The 17,120-nt window shown below is 69.4% G+C and carries 14 protein-coding genes; 8 read left to right on the top strand and 6 right to left on the bottom strand.

Features of this window, described 5'->3' with window-relative positions; translation table 11 throughout:
- Window positions 1–157: 157 nt before the first annotated feature.
- The 3 genes from MKK82_RS02840 to MKK82_RS02830 form a co-directional block, all read right to left on the bottom strand.
- Window positions 158–1,963, bottom strand: coding sequence for an IlvD/Edd family dehydratase (locus MKK82_RS02840; RefSeq protein ID WP_238289180.1), 1,806 nt, complete (start codon window positions 1,961–1,963; stop codon window positions 158–160).
- A gap of 134 nt (window positions 1,964–2,097) precedes the next feature.
- Entirely contained in the window at window positions 2,098–2,865 is a 768-nt protein-coding gene (locus MKK82_RS02835; protein ID WP_238289182.1) for an SDR family oxidoreductase, read from the bottom strand.
- A 14-nt stretch (window positions 2,866–2,879) separates the two neighbouring features.
- Window positions 2,880–3,581 carry a GntR family transcriptional regulator gene (locus MKK82_RS02830; RefSeq protein ID WP_238289184.1) on the bottom strand — a complete coding sequence of 234 codons (702 nt, stop codon included), beginning with the start codon at window positions 3,579–3,581 and terminating at the stop codon, window positions 2,880–2,882.
- Between the two features lie 119 nt (window positions 3,582–3,700).
- Here MKK82_RS02830 and MKK82_RS02825 point away from each other — a divergent pair, with 119 nt between their 5' ends.
- From MKK82_RS02825 to MKK82_RS02805, 5 genes are read left to right on the top strand one after another with little or no spacing between them, the layout of a single operon-like run.
- Entirely contained in the window at window positions 3,701–4,960 is a 1,260-nt protein-coding gene (locus MKK82_RS02825) for an ABC transporter substrate-binding protein (protein WP_243984610.1), read from the top strand.
- A gap of 7 nt (window positions 4,961–4,967) precedes the next feature.
- Window positions 4,968–5,843, top strand: a complete 876-nt coding sequence (locus MKK82_RS02820) for a branched-chain amino acid ABC transporter permease (RefSeq protein WP_238289187.1) — start codon at window positions 4,968–4,970, stop codon at window positions 5,841–5,843.
- Between the two features lie 14 nt (window positions 5,844–5,857).
- Window positions 5,858–8,416, top strand: coding sequence for a branched-chain amino acid ABC transporter ATP-binding protein/permease (locus MKK82_RS02815; RefSeq protein ID WP_238289189.1), 2,559 nt, complete (start codon window positions 5,858–5,860; stop codon window positions 8,414–8,416).
- On the top strand, window positions 8,413–9,336 hold the full coding sequence (locus MKK82_RS02810) for a 3-hydroxyacyl-CoA dehydrogenase (protein WP_243984608.1): 924 nt from the start codon (window positions 8,413–8,415) through the stop codon (window positions 9,334–9,336). The genes MKK82_RS02815 and MKK82_RS02810 overlap by 4 nt, the downstream gene beginning before the upstream one ends.
- A 2-nt stretch (window positions 9,337–9,338) precedes the next feature.
- Window positions 9,339–10,268, top strand: a complete 930-nt coding sequence (locus MKK82_RS02805; RefSeq protein ID WP_238289193.1) for a 3-keto-5-aminohexanoate cleavage protein — start codon at window positions 9,339–9,341, stop codon at window positions 10,266–10,268.
- A 195-nt stretch (window positions 10,269–10,463) separates the two neighbouring features.
- Here the strand turns inward: MKK82_RS02805 and MKK82_RS02800 are convergent, their stop codons facing one another.
- The 3 genes from MKK82_RS02800 to MKK82_RS02790 are packed head-to-tail and all read right to left on the bottom strand — an operon-like array spanning window position 10,464 to window position 13,378.
- Window positions 10,464–10,745: a DUF167 family protein gene (locus MKK82_RS02800; RefSeq protein ID WP_238289195.1), complete on the bottom strand. Its 282-nt coding sequence runs from the start codon at window positions 10,743–10,745 to the stop codon at window positions 10,464–10,466.
- A gap of 11 nt (window positions 10,746–10,756) precedes the next feature.
- Entirely contained in the window at window positions 10,757–12,124 is a 1,368-nt protein-coding gene (locus MKK82_RS02795) for an FAD-binding oxidoreductase (protein ID WP_238289197.1), read from the bottom strand.
- Window positions 12,125–12,184: 60 nt separating this feature from the next.
- Window positions 12,185–13,378 carry a fumarylacetoacetate hydrolase family protein gene (locus tag MKK82_RS02790; RefSeq protein ID WP_238289199.1) on the bottom strand — a complete coding sequence of 398 codons (1,194 nt, stop codon included), beginning with the start codon at window positions 13,376–13,378 and terminating at the stop codon, window positions 12,185–12,187.
- A 317-nt stretch (window positions 13,379–13,695) separates the two neighbouring features.
- On the opposite strand from MKK82_RS02790, the gene MKK82_RS02785 reads away from it, so the two are divergent.
- From MKK82_RS02785 to MKK82_RS02775, 3 genes are all read left to right on the top strand, one after another.
- Entirely contained in the window at window positions 13,696–14,757 is a 1,062-nt protein-coding gene (locus tag MKK82_RS02785; RefSeq protein ID WP_238289201.1) for an ABC transporter ATP-binding protein, read from the top strand.
- Between the two features lie 69 nt (window positions 14,758–14,826).
- The gene (locus tag MKK82_RS02780; RefSeq protein WP_149308077.1) at window positions 14,827–16,137 is read left to right on the top strand and encodes an ABC transporter substrate-binding protein; all 1,311 of its coding nucleotides are present in this window, start codon (window positions 14,827–14,829) and stop codon (window positions 16,135–16,137) included.
- A 23-nt stretch (window positions 16,138–16,160) separates the two neighbouring features.
- A complete protein-coding gene (locus MKK82_RS02775; protein ID WP_238289204.1) occupies window positions 16,161–17,117 on the top strand; it encodes a carbohydrate ABC transporter permease in 957 nt (318 codons plus the stop codon).
- Window positions 17,118–17,120 lie beyond the last annotated feature (3 nt).

Here is a 17,120-nt window from a genome sequence, read left to right as displayed (position 1 = left end):
GGCGTCCGCCGGAATTGGTTGTATTCAAAATTCACCGGATCGGAAATCGCCGGCCGGCGACCTGCGCGCTTCCGGCGCAACGACCGGAACGTCCGGCCGCGACACCGTCCCGGCCGAGCGGCGAGGGACAGCCGTCGCGGCGGCGCTCCCGTCCGTCTCAGTGATTGTCCCGCGGCACACCCGAGACCTGGGCGACCTTCTGGAACTTCACCGCACCCTTCAGCACCATGCCCTGGTCGAGCTGGCCCACCTGATCGCGGTAGATCTCCTGCCACGGCGTCTGTGTCGCTGGATAGGGGAAGCCGCCCCGTCCCGCGAGATCCGTCCGCCTGCGCTCCAGCTCCTCGGGTGGGAGCAGGATGTCGGCGCTGCGCCGGTTGAGGTCGACGCGTACGCGGTCGCCGGTCTGCAGCAGCGCGAGACCGCCGCCCGCCGCCGCCTCCGGCGAGGCGTTGAGGATGGCGGGGGTGCCGGAGGTGCCGGATTGCCGTCCGTCGCCGATACAGGCCAGCGACGTCACGCCGCGCCGGATGAGGGCGCCGGGCGGCTGCATGTTCACCACCTCGGCGGCACCCGGATAGCCGATGGGCCCGGCGCCGCGCATGATCAGGATGGTGTTCTCGTCGATGTCGAGGGCCGGATCGTCGATGCGGGTGTGGTAATCCTCCGGCCCGTCGAACACGACCACGCGGCCCTCGAAGGCCATCGGGTCCGCGGGGTTGCGCAGGTAACGCGCCGCGAACTCCTCGGAGATGACGCAGGTCTTCATGATCGCCGAATCGAACAGGCTGCCCTTCAGGTTGAGGAAGCCCGCCCGCTCCATCAGGGGCTCCCCGTAGGTGCGGATCACGTCGCGGTTCCAGCTGTGCCGGCCGCTGTAGTTCTCGCCCACGGTGCGGCCGTTGCAGGTCAGCGCGCCCTCGTGAACCTTGCCGGCATCGATCAGCTCGGCGAACACGGCCGGCAACCCGCCGGCGCGGAAGTATTCCTCGCCGAGCCAGCGGCCGGCGGGCTGCATGTCCACCAGCAGCGGAATCTCGAAGCCGACGCGCTCCCAGTCGTCGCAGCTCAGCGGCACGCCGATGTGCTTGGCGATGGCGTTGATGTGGATCGGGGCGTTGGTCGAACCGCCGATGGCCGCGTTGGCCACGATGGCGTTCTCGAATGCCTCGCGGGTCAGGATGTCGGAGGGCTTCAGGTCCTCCCAGACCATCTCGACGATCCGCTGGCCGGTGGCGTAGGCCGCCTGCCCGCGCTCCCGGTAGGGGGCCGGGATCGCGGCCGAGCCGGGCAGGGCGAGCCCGAGCGCTTCGGCGAGCGCGTTCATCGTCGAGGCCGTGCCCATCGTGTTGCAATGACCCGTGGAGGGCGCCGACGAGCCGACGATGTCCATGAATTGCTGGTAGTCGATATCGCCGGCCGCATGGCGCTCGCGGGTCTTCCAGACGATCGTGCCGGACCCGGTCAGCTCCTTCTGGAAGTAGCCGTTCAGCATCGGGCCGACGTTCAGCGAGATCGCCGGGATGTTCACGGTGGCGGCGGCCATCAGGCAGGCCGGCATGGTCTTGTCGCAGCCCGTCAGCAGCACGACGCCGTCGAGGGGGTAGCCGTACAGGACCTCCACCAGCGACAGGTAGGCGAGGTTGCGGTCGAGGGAGGCGGTGGGCCGCTTGCCCGTCTCCTGGATCGGGTGGCACGGGAACTCGAAGGCGACGCCGCCGGCGGCCGTGATGCCCTCGCGCACCCGCTTGGCCAGTTCGAGATGGTGCCGGTTGCACGGCGACAGGTCCGATCCGGTCTGCGCGATGCCGATCAGCGGCTTGCCCGAGCGCAGTTCCTCCGGCGTCAGACCGTAATTGAGGTATCGCTCCAGGTAGAGCGCGGTCATGCCGGGGTTGTGCGGGTTGTCGAACCAGGCCTTCGAGCGCAGGTCGGCGGGGGACACGCGGCGTTTATCGCTCATGGTCGGCTCCTCACATCGTCCGGGGGCAGGCGTACGCCGGTCGGTCACGCACGCCGCGGGCTTCGCCCTCTCGATCGGCCCAGTACCTAGCCTGCCGCGAGGCAACTCGCAGCAGGATCGACGCTGAGTTGATTTCAAGACAGCATGCGGGTGTCACCGTCGATCGAGATGGCCTGCCCCGAGATGGTGCGGCCGCGGGGCGAGCAGAGCAGCAGGACCTGATCGGCGAGCTGACGGGCGGTGACGTATTCCTTGACCGAGACGAACGAGAAGGCGCGGGTCTCCATCTCGGCGAAGCTGACGCCCTGCTGCTGCGCCTTGGATTCCAGCACCCGCCGCTGGCGGTCGCCCGCCACGAGGCCGGGCAGGATCGCGTTCACGCGGATGCCGGCGCCGCCGAGTTCGATCGCCAGGGACTTGGTGAAGCCGATGACGCCCCACTTGGCCGCCGCGTAGGGGCTGCGCAGGGCGAAGCCGAACTTGCCCGCGGCCGAGGACAGGTTGACGATCGAGGCGTTCTCGCTCTGGCGCAGGTGCGGCACCGCCAGCCGCGCGCAGTTGAACTGGCTCGTCAGGCAGACGGTGAGACAGCGATCCCACTCCTCCGGGGCGATCTCCTCCACCCGGCCGGTGGGGCCGGCGATGCCGGCGTTGTTCACCAGCACGTCGAGGCCACCGAGGAACTCGACGGCTTGGTTCATCATCGCGTCGACCGCATCGCGGTCGGCCACGTCGGTGCGGCAGCGCCCGACCGAGTCCGGCATCGCCGCCAGGGCGTCCGCGTCGACATCGCAGGCGAAGACCCGCGCGCCTTCCTCCAGGAAGGCGTCCACGATGGCACGCCCGATACCGGCCGCACCCGCCGTCACCACGACCCGCAGGCCGGCGATCCCGAGATCCATGGTCAATCCTTCCCTTACGCGTCCCGCAACCCGCCGCGGGACATGATGAACTCTGCAGCTTCCCGAATGTCGGCCGCAATGGCGGCGGAGGCCGCCGCGCTGTCTTGGGCCTCGATCGCCGCGAGCGCCTCGGCGTGCCGCCGAAGCGCGAAGCCCTGGAGCAGGCGCTCCGGATGGGCGCGCAGGTCCAGGTTGATCACCGGACCGGCCTTCAGCCACAGCCGGGCGATGATTTCCTGAAGCGGGGGCAGACCGCAGGCGTCGTAGATCGCGAAGTGCAGGTCACGGTTGAGCTGTACCGCCCGCGCACGATCGGGACGCGCCGCCTCCGCCTCCGCACGGAAGGCGGCTTCGGCTCGCCGGATGGCCGCGAGATCGACCTCGGTCCGGCGCTCCGCCGCCCTCGCCACCGCAATCCCCTCGACGGCGATCCGGGTTTCGGCCAGCGCCCGGAAGGCCGCCGCACTCATGAACGGCACGCGGATCATGCGATTCGGGGCCACCTCCAGCACCCCGTCCGCCGCCAGACGGCTGACCGCCTCGCGGACCGGCATCACCGAGACCCCCAACGCCGCCGCACTCTGACGGAGCGACAGCCGGTCCCCCGGCGCCAGCCGGCCGGAGGCGAGGAGGTCCGAGAGCGCCTCGTAGACGGTGTCGGACAAGGTCCGCCGTTCGAGCTGGGGCAGTTCGGCGAGGGCCGCGGTGGAATTCATGTGCCGACACTAGACGGATCCGGCACTATCGCGCTAGTGATCTGTGATCACAGTTCGGGTGAGGGCCGCCAGAGCCCGTTCAAAGAACCCGACTGGAGGACACGCACGGGAGCGGAACGATGACGGACCGGTTCGGGGATTCCCTTTCTCGCCGCAGCCTTCTGAGAGCCGGCGGCGCAGCGCTCCTCGCGCCCGCCCTGGCCAGTCCGGCCTTGTCGCAGGCGCAGTCGGATGTGATCCGCATCGGCCATCTGACGCCGCGCACGGGCTTCCTCGGCCCGCTCGGCGAGTTCGCCATGCAGGCGGCCCAACTGGCCGTCGAGGAGATCAACGCCGCCGGCGGCATCGCCGGGCGGAAGGTCGAGCTGCTGTCGGAGGACAGCGTCAACCCGCAGACCGCGTCGGCCAAGGCCGAGCGCATGATCCAGCGCGACCGGGTCGCCTGCCTGGTTGGCGAGATCAACTCCGCCTCGGCGCTGGCGATCAGCCAGGTGGCCCAGCGCGAGAAGATCCTGTTCATCAACACCGGCGCCAATTCGGACGCGCTGCGCGGCTCCGACTGCAAGCGCTTCATGTTCCACGTGGAGGCGCAGAACACCATGATGGTGCGCGCCTGCGGGCGCGCCCTGCTCGATCGTGGGCTGATCAAGGGCCGGAAGGTCTACGCGCTCACCGCCGACTACGCCTTCGGCCACGATCTCCTGAAGCAGGCCAAGAAGTACTTTGCGTCCCACGACGCGACCCTGGTCGGCGAGGATCTGATCCCGACGGAGCTGACCGACTTCTCGCCCTTCCTGCTGAAGCTGCGCCAGGCCAAGCCCGACCTCGTGATCTGCAACCTCGCGGGAGCGCAGATCACCAACTTCCTCAAGCAGTTCAGCGAGTTCGGCCTGCCGTTCCCGGTCGCCGGCTTCGGCTTCGACACGGCGCTCGCCTGGGGCGCCGGACCGGGCAACTTCCTCGGCACGTGGCCGGTGATCTGGCATCACCAGATTGACTCGCCCTCGGCCAAGAAGTTCGTGGCGGCCTTCAAGGCCAAGTACAAGAAGCCGCCGGAGAACCAGGGCTGGGGCGACTACACGGCGATGAAGATCGTCGCGCAGTCGATGAACGAGCTGAAGTCGACCGAGTCGATCAAGGTGGTGGAGCACCTGGAATCGGGGGCGAAGTTCGACATCGCCAAGTTGCGCGAGGGTTACTTCCGCCCCTGGGACCACGAGCTGATGCAGGAGATGTTCGCCATCACCGCCCTGCCGGCCGATCAGGTCAAGAACACCTACGACATCTTCTCCTCGACCGGGCCGCTGCCCGGTCCGGGCGAGAGCCTGGAAGTGCTCGCCACGACCCGCGACGAGAACGCCTGCACCTTCCCGGCGTGAGGCGGCGATGCAGCTCGTCTTCATCCTGGAGCAGGTGCTCAACGGCCTGCTGATCGGCGTCCAGTACCTGCTGATCGCCCTCGGCCTGTCGCTGATCTTCAGCCTCGGCGGGATCGTGAATCTCGCCCACGGCGCGTTCTACGCGATCGGTGCCTACCTGACGGTGCTGCTGACGCCGACGATCGGCTTCGGCGGCGCCCTCGTCGCGTCGCCCCTGGTGGTCGGCCTGCTCGGCCTCGTGATCGAGCGCTTCCTGCTGCGGCGCTTCTACCGCGGAGACCCGACGCTCGGCCTGCTCCTCACCTTCGGGCTCGCCATGGTGGCCGAGCAGGCGCTGCGGATGGCCTTCGGCGCCGCGCCGGTGCCGTTCGGGATCCCCCTATGGCTGCGCGGGCAGGTCTTTATCGGCGACCTGATCTATTCGCGCTATCGGCTCTCGATCCTGGTGGTCGCGCTCGCCTGCGTGGCCGGCCTGTGGCTGCTCCTGACCCGCACCAGCTTCGGGCGCGTGGTCCGCGCCGGCGTGCAGAACCCCGACATGGTGGCGGCGCTCGGCATCTCGCTCCGGCCCTACATGACCGCGGTGGTGACGATCGCAGTCGGGCTCGCCGCGCTCGCCGGGACCATGATGGCGCCGGTGACCGGCGTCCATCCCGCCATGGGCGCCGAGATCCTCACCTTCGCCTTCGTGGTGGTGGTGATCGGCGGCCTCGGCTCCTTCTGGGGCGTGGTGCTCGCCGCGTTGATCGTCGGCGTGGTCCGGGGCCTGACCGCCTACGCCTATCCCCCGGCCACGGAGGCCGCCGTCTACGCCCTCATGGTGCTGGTCCTGCTGCTGCGCCCGCGCGGCCTGTTCGGCGAGCACATCGCCCGGTTCGAGTGAGCGGAGAGCGTCCCATGTCCGGAACCGCCGAGCCGCTGCCGCTCGCCCTGCCGCAGCGCGGTCCGATCCTGCGCGAGAGCCGCCAGCTCTGGGCGGCACTCGCCGCCCTGATCGTCCTGCCCTTCGCCCTCGACGCGATCGGGCTGACGCTGATCACCGCCACCGACGTGGTGATCTTCGCCCTGGCGGTGCTCGGCCTCAACATCCTGGTCGGCTGGACCGGCCTGACCTCGTTCGGCCACGGGGCGTGGTTCGGCGTCGGCGCCTACGCGGTGGCGATCCTGCAGACCCGGCTGTTCCCCGGCGACATGGCGCTGCCGTTGCTGGGGGCGCTGGCGATCACCGCGCTCGCGGCCGTGGCGGCGGGCGGCCTGATCCTGCGGCGGCGCGGCGTCTACTTCTCGCTCCTCACCCTCGCCTTCACGGCGATGCTCTACGCCATCGCGTTCCGTTGGACGGACCTGACCGGCGGCGAGAACGGCATCGGCAACCTGCACCGCTGGGCGGCGCTTCAGGAGCCGGGCGCCTACTACGCCGCGGTGTCGGCCATCGCCTTCGTGGTGCTCGTCGGATTGTGGCGCTTCCGCCGCTCGCCCATGGGCAGCGTGCTCGTGGCGATCCGCGAGAACGAGCAGCGCGCCGGCTTCCTCGGCTACGCCACCAACCGCTACAAGCTCGCGGCCTTCGTGATCTCGGCGACGATCACCGGGCTCGCCGGGGCGCTCTCGGCCTACAGCCACCGCTTCACCTCCGCGGACCCAATCTCCATCGCCTTCTCGGGCGAACTGCTCGCCATGGTGGTGATCGGCGGGATGCGCTCGTTCCTCGGGCCCGCGCTCGGCGCCCTGTTCTACATCCTGTTCCGCGAGTTCCTGTCGATCTACACCGCCGACTGGCTGCTCTATTTCGGCCTTCTGTTCGTCGCCTTCATCGTGTTCTCCCCGGACGGGCTGGTCGGCATCGCGGCGCGGCTTCTGAAGCCCTTCCGGCGCGTGCCCGCCGAGGGCGCCGCCATGTCGGCGCGCCGGACCGGCGCGTCGGGGCGGGTCCCGGCGCGCTTCATCGCGGAGGGGCGTACCGAGGGGCCGGTCCTCGTCGCTGACGACATCAGGAAGAGCTTCGGCCCCGTGGCGGCGGTGCGCGGCGTGTCCTTCGCGGTGGCCGACCGGACGCTGCACGCCCTGATCGGCCCGAACGGCGCCGGCAAGACCACGGCCTTCAACCTGCTCTCCGGGATGTTCCGGCCGAGCGGCGGCAGCATCCGCCTCGACGGGCGCGAGATCGCGGGCCTGGAGCCGCACGCGATCACGCGGGCCGGCCTCGGCCGCTCGTTCCAGATCACCAACCTGTTCCCGGGCCTGTCGGTGGAGGAGAACATCCGTCTCGCGGTCCAGGCGCGGCACGCGGCGCATTTCAGCCTGTGGCGGGATGCCCTTTCGATCCGCGAGGTCGCCGACGACACCGCCGAACTGCTGCGCTGGACCGGCCTCGCCGGAATCGAGCGGGCCGAGGCCGGCAGCCTCTCCTACGGCGGCCAGCGCCTCCTCGACATGGGGCTGGCGCTGGCGACCCGGCCCCGATTGCTGCTCCTCGACGAGCCGCTGGCCGGCCTCGCGGCGGCCGAACGCGAGCGCGTCGGCGACCTGATCAAGGCGCTCTCGGCCGACATCCCGGTGCTGCTGGTGGAGCACGACATCGACCGCGTGTTCCGCCTCGCGGACCGCGTCACCGTGATGGCCGACGGCGCCGTGCTGGTCGACGGATCGGTCGCGGACGCCCGGGACGACGCCCGGGTGCAGGCGGTCTATCTGGGCTCCGGCACCGCGGCGATCGCCGCCAAGCCGCGGGCGAGCGCCGCCGAGGCCGAGACGCTGCTCGCCATGGAGGGCGTCGACACCTTCTACGGCAAGTCGCATATCCTCAACGGTGTGAACCTCGCGGTGCGCCGGGGCGAGGTCGTAGCCCTGCTGGGCCGCAACGGAGCCGGCAAGTCGACGCTGCTGAAGACTCTGATCGGCACCGCGCCCCCGGCCGCCGGCCGCATCGTGCTCGGCGGCAAGGACATCGCCGGTCTGTCGCCGGACCGGATTGCCCGTCTCGGCATCGGCTACGTGCCGCAGGGCCGGGCGCTGTTCGCCGGCATGAGCGTCGCCGAAAATCTCGGCCTCGGCCGGCTGCGGCGGCTCACCGGCGCCGGCATCCACTGGGACGAAGACAAGGTCCTCGAGTTCTTCCCGCGGCTCAAGGAGCGTTGGAACGTCGATGCCGCCCGCCTGTCGGGGGGCGAGCAGCAGATGGTGGCGGTGGCGCGCGCCCTGTCTGGCGACACGCGGCTCCTGCTCCTCGACGAGCCGTTCGAGGGCCTATCGCCAGCGGTGACGGAGGAGCTGTTCGAGGCCTTCGACCGCCTGCGCCGGGAGATCGCGATCATTCTGGTGGATCATCACCTCGACCTGGCGCTGGCACTCTCCGACCGGACGGTGGCGCTGGAACGGGGCAGCGTGCAGTGGACGGGTGAATCGCGCCTCCTGCGCGAGGATCAGGATCTGAGGCGGAAGGTGCTGTGGCTATGACCGAGAGCGTCGCGATCGTCGGCAGCGGCCTGATCGGCCGGGCCTGGGCGATGATCTTCGCCCGCGCCGGCTGGGACGTGCGCCTGTTCGATGCCGCCGCGGGCGTCGCCGAGGCCGCCGTCCCGCTCTGCGCGGAGGGGCTGCGGACGCTGGCGGAAAACGGCCTCTGCCCCGATCCGGAGGGCGCAGCGCGCCGCATCCGGGCCGCGGCGACTCTCGCCGTTGCTCTCCAGGGCGTGACGTTCGTGCAGGAGAACGGGCCGGAGCGGCTCGACGTGAAGCGAAGCCTCTTCGCTGAACTCGATGCCCAGGCGCCGCAGGACGCCATCATCGCGTCCTCCTCCTCGGCGATCCGCTGCTCCCTGTTCACCGAGAACCTCCCTGGCCGGGCGCGCTGCCTGATCGGCCATCCGGTGAATCCGCCCCACCTGATCCCGCTGGTGGAGATCTCCGGCGCCTCCTGGACCGCGCCGGACGTCCTGACGCGGGCGCGGGCGGTCTACGAGCGGATCGGCCAGGTGCCGATCACCGTGCTCAAGGAGATCGAGGGCTTCATCCTCAACCGGCTGCAGGGCGCGCTCCTGGCGGAGGCGTTCCGTCTCGCCTCCGAGGGCTACGTGACCCCTCAGGATCTCGACAAGACCGTTTCGGACGGGCTCGGCCTGCGCTGGAGCTTCATGGGCCCGTTCGAGACGATCGAGCTGAATGCGCCGGGCGGCATCGCCGATTACTGCGCCCGCTACACGGGCTTCTACAAGAATCTCGCCGCCGATCCCGCGCCGCCGAGCGTTTACGAGGCGCCGGCCACCGAGGCCATCATGGCGAACTGGCAGGCCCCCGCCGATCTGCCCGCCCGCATGAACCGCCGCGACGCGCGGTTGGCGGCGTTGCGGGCCCACAAGGCTTCACAGAAGGACTGAGCATGGCCTCACAGCGGAAAGTCATCATCACCTGCGCGGTGACGGGCGCGATCCACACGCCGAGCATGTCGCCGCATCTCCCGGTGACCCCCGAGGAGATCGCCGACGCCGCCATCGGCGCCGCCGAGGCGGGAGCCGCCATCGTCCACCTGCACGCCCGCAACCCGGAGAACGGCCAGCCGGACCAGTCGCCCGAGGCCTTCGCCAAATTCCTGCCGGTGATCAAGCAGCGCTCGTCCTGCGTGGTGAACATCACCACCGGCGGCGCGCCCACCATGTCGATCGAGGAGCGGGTGCGCCCGGCGGCGACCTTCCAGCCGGAGGTCGCCTCGCTGAATCTCGGCTCGATGAATTTCGGCCTGTTCGGCATGCTCGACCGCTTCAAGGATCTGAAGCACCAGTGGGAGCGGGACTACCTCGGCAACAAGGACATCATCTTCCGCAACACCTTCGGGCAGATCGAGCACATCCTCACCACCTGCCGCCCGAACGGGACGCGCTTCGAGTTCGAGTGCTACGACACCGCGCATCTCTACAACCTGAAATACTTTTTCGATCGGGGCCTCGTGCAGGCGCCGCTGTTCATCCAGACGGTGTTCGGTCTTCAGGGCGGTATCGGCGCGCATCCTGACGACGTGATGCACATGAAGCGCACCGCCGACCGGCTGTTCGGCGACCAGTACCGCTGGTCGGTGCTGGGGGCCGGCCGCAACCAGATGAACATCGCCGCCATGGCGGCCGCGATGGGCGGCAACGTCCGCGTCGGTCTGGAGGACAGCCTCTGGGACGGGCCCGGCAAGCTCGCCGAGACCAACGCCGCGCAGGTCCGGCGCGTCCGCTCGATCATCGAGGGGCTCGGCCTCGCGGTCGCGTCGCCCGACGAGGCGCGCGAGATCCTGTCGCTGAAGGGCGGCGACAAGGTCGCGTTCTAGAGGCGCCGTCCTTCAGGAGATGGACGATGCGTCGCGATGGCGGGATGCATCGTCCGAGGGCTGCTCGTGTTCACGCAACCCTTCCGTCCCTGCGCGCGGAGCGAAGCAACCCAGTCTGGCGCGACATCGGAGATCTTGCCGCCCCGGGATTGTTTCGCTCAGCACGCAAGGACGGTCGCGATCGCTGTGCCTCCTTCAGGGCTGGCCCAAGATGCGCTCCAGATCCATCCGCGCGACACCCTCGATCTCCAGGATCTTCAACCGAGTCTGATCGCCGGAGGCGATCCGGACCGAGCGGCGGCTGATCTTGAGCGCCTTCGCCATCATCAACACGAGCGCCGCGTTCGCGGACCCGTCCACCGGCGGAGCCGCAACACGGGCCTTCAGGTAGAACTGGCCCTTCTCGTCGCGGGCCCAACCGTCGATCGCGTCACGCCCGCCGCGGGGTGTCAGGCGGACTGCCAGCCGGATCGCCACCGCAAGTAAGCTCAGAAGATCTTGCCGGGGTTCAGCCGGTTGTCGGGATCCAGCGCCCGCTTGACCAGCCGCATGGCGGCGATCTCCTCCGGTGAGCGCGACAGCGGCAGCTTGCCCCGTTTCTCTAGCCCGATCCCGTGTTCCGCGGAGACGGAGCCGTTCAGCTCCGCGAGCGGCGTGTAGATCGCCGCGTCGATGGCGGCGTTGCCGGCCGCGTCGAGGCGGGTCGTGTTCCAGTGCAGGTTGTTGTCGCCGATGTGGCCGTAGACGACGGCGCGGCAGCCCGGGATGGCAGCGAGCCGGTCGAGTGCCCCGCGGACGTAGCCGTCCATCCTGGACAGCGGCACGCTGACGTCGAAGGCCCGCTCGATCCCGTCGGCGTTGAGATGCTCCACGCGGTCGCGGATGCGCCACATGCCCCGGCGCTGCTCCTCCGACGAGGCGATCGCCGCGTCGAGGATCGTGCCGTCGTCCATCAATCCGTCCAGCAGCCCGAGGAAGCGGTCGGCCTCCTCGGTCACGCACTCGATCTCGATGATCGCGTAGAACGGATAATCGTGCCCCAGGGGCGGCGTCGCGCGCCCGGGCGCCGTCATCAGCCGGTAGAAATCCGGCCACAGTCCCTCGAACGACGAGACGCGCCCCTGGAAGGCGCTCTGCGCCGCGCGCAGCACCCGCGCCCCGTCGTCCACCCCCGGGCAGGCGATCAGCGCCGTGGCGTAGCCGGCGGGTTCCGGGCGCAGCCGCAGCACCGCCCGCGTGACGAGGCCCAGCGTCCCCTCGGTCCCGACAAAGAGCTGCTTCAGGTCCAGCCCGGTGTTGTTCTTGATCAGCGGCCGCATGGACGACACCACGGTGCCGTCGGCGAGCACGGCCTCCAGGCCGAGCACCATCTCGCGCATCATGCCGTAGCGCAGGACGCGCAGGCCGCCCGCATTGGTGGAGACGGCGCCGCCGATCGTCGCCGAGCCGCGGGCGCCGAGGTCGAGGGGGAAGAACAGGCCTGCGGCCGCAGCCGCATCCTGAACGCTCTCGATGGTGGCGCCGGTGCCGACCACCACCGTCATGCCCAGCGGGTCCACGGCCTCGATGCCGGTCATGCGCTCCGTCGAGAGGGTGATCTCGTCGGGCGCGCAGAGGGTGCCGTCGACGAGGCCGGTGGCGCCGCCCCGCGGCACGATCGCGACGCCGGCTTCGTGGCACGCCGCCATGACGGCGCTGGTCTCACCGGTGTCGCGCGGCCGGACCAGCGCCAGGGCGGCGCAGGGCTCGGTCGGCCGCGTCCAGTTGGCCGAGCGCCCGCGCAGCTCGTCGCCGGTGACGACGCCGGACGGGCCGACGATCGCGGCGAGGCGGTCGAGGAAGGCGGCGTCGGTCATCGGCATCATCTCAGGAGTGTTCGGGTTGCCGCGTCGGGCGTCGCTCCGCCCGACGCTCTGTCACAGAATCCCGCGCGCCGCGAGGTTGCGCATCAGCGCGCGGGCGCCGAACGTCCAGGGCTCGCAGGCATCGCAGGGACGCATGCGATTGACGAGGCTGCCGAGTTCCGGGCTCGCCACCACCACCCGGTCGCCCTCGGCGTGGGTGAAGCCGAGGCCCGGCCCGTGCCGGTCCTGGATCGGCGCGAACATCGTGCCGAGGAGGAGGAGGGCGCCGTCCGGGTAATTGTGGGTGGTCCCCATCAGCGCCTCCGCCAGATCTTCCGGGTCGCGGCTGATCTCGGCCAGCGGCGAGGCGCCCTCCAGCCGGAAGCCATCCGTGCCGGTGACCTCCAGGGTGACGGTGGTGCGGCGCACGTCGTCGAGGCCGAAGGTGTCGTCGAACAGCCGCAGGAACGGTCCCAGCGCGCAGGAGGCGTTGTTGTCCTTGGCCTTCCCGAGGAGCAGCGCCGACCGGCCCTCGAAATCGCGCAGGTTCACGTCGTTGGCGAGCGTCGCGCCGACGATCCGCTGATCCGAGGCGACGGCGAGCGCCACCTCGGGTTCCGGATTGTTCCAGTGCGATTCCGGATGGAGACCCGCATCCGCCCCGCAACCCACCGCGGAAAGCGGCTGCGCCTTGGTGAAGATCTCGGCGTCCGGACCGATCCCCACCTCCAGGTACTGACTCCAGGCGCCCTGCGCGACCAGCACCTCCTTGAGCGCCATGGCCTCGGCCGAGCCGGGCTTGAGCCGGCGCAGGTCCCGGCCGACCAGACGCTCGACTTCGGCGCGGATCGCCGCCGCGGCGGCGAGATCGCCCCGGGCGCGCTCCTCGATCACGCGCTCCAGCATCGACGTGGCGAAGGTGACGCCCGCCGCCTTCAGGGCCTGCAGGTCCACGGGGGCGAGGAGCCACGGCCGTGCTGGATCGCGCCCGTCGGGCGGCGTGTTCGCCAGGATCGCGTCGAGGCTGCCGAGATCCACGCCCTCAGCACTCCGCAGAGCCGCGCCGGGATCGCGGGCCTCGCACAGGTCGCTGACTGTCGGGAAGGCGGCGCTGATGTCGATGACCCGCGCCGCGCCCGCCGCGTCCGCGCGGATCGCCACGACGCTCGGGCCGGATACGTCCGGCCGCCACACCCGGCCCACGAGGGCTCCGCGACATCCATCCGCGGGCAGGATCTCCCGCGCGGTCAGGCCCGATGACGACATGCGCTCACTTCCCCTGAGATCTCCGCCAGCGGGGCGCCCGGCTCGAACGCCGCAGTCACGAAGAGGCGGTCCCGCGCGGCGGATCCGAATCGTCGCCCCGGCATCGCGGCCGGAGTGCGGTCCCATAGCATCCCGGGCCGCGCCTGATCCCGCCTTGTGTTTCACCGCGGCGGCCTCGTCACCCGTCCGCAACGGATCGCCTGACAAATCGAAGATTATCTGCAGCTTTGCCGTGGAGCCCGCTTGCTTTCCCGCACACCCTCCTTTGTACTGATGTTCTAGAGCCGCCGACAGAGTGGCCTAGATCGGGAGGAAGCATGGCCTCGGTGGGAATCCGCGAGGTTCGCAAGGCTTTTGGATCGACGAACGTCCTGCACGGTGTGTCCGTTGACATCCGTGATGGTGAATTCGTGATTCTGGTCGGCCCATCGGGCTGCGGAAAGTCGACTCTGTTGCGGATGATCGCGGGGCTGGAAAACATCTCCGGCGGCGAGATCCGCATCGGGGAGCGGGTCGTGAACGATGTGCCGCCCAAGGAGCGGGACATCGCGATGGTGTTCCAGAACTACGCGCTCTACCCGCACCTGACGGTCCGCGAGAATATGGCCTTCTCGATGCGGATCCGGAAGGCGCCGACATCCGAGATCGACCTGCGGGTCAACAAGGCCGCGCAGATCCTGGGGCTCACCCACCTCCTCGACCGCTACCCGCGCCAGCTTTCGGGCGGCCAGCGCCAGCGCGTCGCCATGGGCCGGGCGATCGTCCGTGACCCGCAGGTGTTCCTGTTCGACGAGCCGCTCTCGAACCTCGATGCCAAGCTGCGCGTCGCGATGCGGACCGAGATCAAGGAACTGCATCAGCGCCTGAAGACGACGACCATCTACGTCACCCACGATCAGATCGAGGCCATGACCATGGCCGACCGGATCGTCGTGATGCATGACGGGATCGTCGAGCAGATCGGGCCGCCCCTCGAACTCTACGACCGGCCCGATAATCTGTTCGTCGCGGGCTTCATCGGCTCCCCCTCCATGAACTTCGTGCCCGGCAAGGTTCGGACGAACGGGAGCCTCGTCTTCGCCACCGACACGGGACTGACGATCCCGCTGACCGGCGCGCCGGCCGGCGTCGAGGGCAGGCCCCTCATCCTGGGTGTCCGGCCCGAGCATTTCGACCTCGCGCCCGACGGCATCGCCGCCGAGGTGGTCGTCGTGGAGCCGACCGGCTCGGAGACCATGCTGGCGGTGCGTGCCGTCGGCCAGGATCTCACCTGCGTCCTGCGCGAGCGCGTCAGCGAGCGCCCGGGTGAGACCGTCTCCCTGCGGCCGAACCGCGTGCATTTCTTCGACGCCGAGACCGGCCGTCGCTTGGCCAACTGACCTGCACCCCAGCGGATGCAGGAGGCGGGGCGCCCGCCGACACCAGGATCACCGAGGGAGTAGCCTACGATGTCCGTACTCGATCGCCGTTCCCTCCTCGCGGGCGCTGCCGCGACCGGTCTCGCCGCCGGCAGCGACCTCCTGGGCTTCGCCCGGGCCTGGGCGCAGAGCACCGAGTGGAAGCCCGAGCCCGGCGCCAGCCTCTCGCTGCTGCGCTGGAAGCGCTTCGTGCCGAGCGAAGACGAAGCCTTCATGAAGATGGTCGACGCCTTCACCAAGGCGACCGGCGTCAAGGTCACGGTGACCAACGAATCCTTCGACGACATCCAGCCCAAGGCATCGGTGGCTGCCAATACCGGGCAGGGGCCCGACATGGTCTGGGGCCTGTTCTCGTTTCCCGCCCTGTTCCCCGACAAGTGCCTGCCCCTGGAGGACGTGGCCGATTCCCTGGCCAAGAAGTACGGCCCCTGGTTCCCGTCCGCCGAGGCCTACGGCAAGGTCAAGGGCAAGTGGATCGCGATCCCCGTGGCCTTCAACGGCGGCTATCCGAACTACCGCATCTCGGCGATGAAGAAGGCCGGTTTCGACAAGTTCCCGACCGACACGGCGGGCTTCCTCGAGCTGTGCCGCGGCCTGAAGAAGAACAACACGCCGGCCGGCTTCGCCCTCGGCCACGCCACGGGCGACGGCAACACGTGGTGCCACTGGGCCCTTTGGTCCCACGGCGCCAACCTCGTGGACGCCAACGAGAAGATCGTGATCAACTCGCCCGAGACCGCTAAGGCGCTCGAATACGTGAAATCGTTGTACGAGACCTTCGTCCCCGGCACCGTGTCGTGGAACGACTCGTCGAACAACAAGGCGTTCCTGGCGGGCGACCTGTACCTGACCAACAACGGCATCTCGATCTACGCCGCCGCCAAGAAGGACAACCCGAAGCTCGCCGAGGACATGGACCACGCGGTGTGGCCGATCGGACCGGCCGGCAAGCCCACGGAGTTCCAGCTCGCCTTCCCAATCCTGGCCTTCAAGTACTCCAAGGTGCCCAATGCCTGTAAGGCGTTCATCGCCTTCATGATGGAGGCGGCGAACTACAATCCCTGGCTGGAGGCGGCGCAGGGCTACCTGTGCGAGCCGCTATCCAACTATCCCAAGAACCCGATCTGGACCAACGACCCGAAGAATGCGGTCTTCGCCGAGGCGGGCCGCCGCTCCCTGGCCGCAGGCGGCCTCGCCCCGGTGAGCGAGCGCATCGCCGCGGTGCTGGCCGACTTCGTGGTCGTCGACATGTTCGCGTCCCACTGCACCGGCCGGGAGGACGTGAAGGGCGCCATCAAGAACGCCGAGCGCGCCGCCACCCGCATCTTCCGGAACACCTGACCGCACCCGCCGGAGGCGAGACCATGGCGCACACGGCCCTGACGCAGCCCGCCCCGGCCGCAATCCCGACCCGCTCGGCCTGGCAGCGCATGCGCGCGAGCCGCGGCTGGGCGGGCTTCTGGTTCATGCTGCCCACCGCGCTGATCCTCGGCCTGTTCCTGGCCTACCCGCTGCTGAAGGGCATCTGGTTGTCCTTCACCAACACCCGGATCGGCCGGGAAGGGGTCTTCATCGGCCTGGAGAACTACGCGTGGCTCTGGGACGACGACGTCTTCTGGCTGTCGGTGTTCAACACCTGCCTCTACACGGCGGTCGCCTCCGTGGTGAAGTTCGGGGTCGGGCTCTACCTCGCCCTGCTGCTCAACAAGAACATGCCGTTCAAGTCGATCGTCCGGTCGATCGTGCTGATCCCGTTCGTCGTGCCGACCGTGCTCTCGGCCATCGCGTTCTGGTGGATCTTCGACAGCCAGTTCTCGATCATCTCCTGGTCGCTGCGTCATCTCGGGATCATCGACGGGAACATCGACTTCCTCGGTGACCCGGCCATGGCGCGCGCCTGCGTGATCTTCGCCAATATCTGGCGCGGCGTTCCGTTCATCGCCATCACGCTCCTCGCCGGTCTCCAGACGGTCTCGCCCTCGCTCTACGAGGCCGCGACCCTCGACGGCGCCTCCAACTGGCAGATCTTCTCGCGCATCACCCTGCCGCTGCTCACCCCGATCATCGCGGTGGTGATGACCTTCTCGGTGCTGTTCACCTTCACCGATTTCCAGTTGATCTGGGCCATGACCCGCGGCGGGCCGGTCAACGCCACGCACCTGATGGCGACCCTGTCGTACCAGCGCGGCATCCTCTCGGGGACGCTGGGGGAGGGGGCCGCCATCGCCACCGCCATGGTGCCGTTCCTGCTCGCAGCCATCGGCATCTCGTGGTTCGGCCTGCAGCGCCGGGCCTGGCAGTCCGGGGAGTCCGACCGATGAGCG

The organism is Methylobacterium sp. E-046 (genome assembly GCF_022829625.1).
GTDB classification, from domain to species: domain Bacteria; phylum Pseudomonadota; class Alphaproteobacteria; order Rhizobiales; family Beijerinckiaceae; genus Methylobacterium; species Methylobacterium longum.
This window is presented reverse-complemented; position numbering and strand designations above follow the sequence as displayed.

Excerpts from the sequence above, each read along its gene's own strand:
- MKK82_RS02810 (WP_243984608.1), top strand. The coding sequence starts at position 8,413 with ATGACCGAGAGCGTCGCGATCGTCGGCAGCGGCCTGATCGGCCGGGCC.
- MKK82_RS02785 (WP_238289201.1), top strand. The coding sequence starts at position 13,696 with ATGGCCTCGGTGGGAATCCGCGAGGTTCGCAAGGCTTTTGGATCGACG.
- MKK82_RS02830 (WP_238289184.1), bottom strand. The coding sequence starts at position 3,581 with ATGAATTCCACCGCGGCCCTCGCCGAACTGCCCCAGCTCGAACGGCGG.
- MKK82_RS02840 (WP_238289180.1), bottom strand. The coding sequence starts at position 1,963 with ATGAGCGATAAACGCCGCGTGTCCCCCGCCGACCTGCGCTCGAAGGCC.
- MKK82_RS02835 (WP_238289182.1), bottom strand. The coding sequence starts at position 2,865 with ATGGATCTCGGGATCGCCGGCCTGCGGGTCGTGGTGACGGCGGGTGCG.
- MKK82_RS02820 (WP_238289187.1), top strand. The coding sequence starts at position 4,968 with ATGCAGCTCGTCTTCATCCTGGAGCAGGTGCTCAACGGCCTGCTGATC.
- MKK82_RS02805 (WP_238289193.1), top strand. The coding sequence starts at position 9,339 with ATGGCCTCACAGCGGAAAGTCATCATCACCTGCGCGGTGACGGGCGCG.
- MKK82_RS02790 (WP_238289199.1), bottom strand. The coding sequence starts at position 13,378 with ATGTCGTCATCGGGCCTGACCGCGCGGGAGATCCTGCCCGCGGATGGA.
- MKK82_RS02815 (WP_238289189.1), top strand. The coding sequence starts at position 5,858 with ATGTCCGGAACCGCCGAGCCGCTGCCGCTCGCCCTGCCGCAGCGCGGT.
- MKK82_RS02795 (WP_238289197.1), bottom strand. The coding sequence starts at position 12,124 with ATGACCGACGCCGCCTTCCTCGACCGCCTCGCCGCGATCGTCGGCCCG.
- MKK82_RS02775 (WP_238289204.1), top strand. The coding sequence starts at position 16,161 with ATGGCGCACACGGCCCTGACGCAGCCCGCCCCGGCCGCAATCCCGACC.
- MKK82_RS02825 (WP_243984610.1), top strand. The coding sequence starts at position 3,701 with ATGACGGACCGGTTCGGGGATTCCCTTTCTCGCCGCAGCCTTCTGAGA.
- MKK82_RS02780 (WP_149308077.1), top strand. The coding sequence starts at position 14,827 with ATGTCCGTACTCGATCGCCGTTCCCTCCTCGCGGGCGCTGCCGCGACC.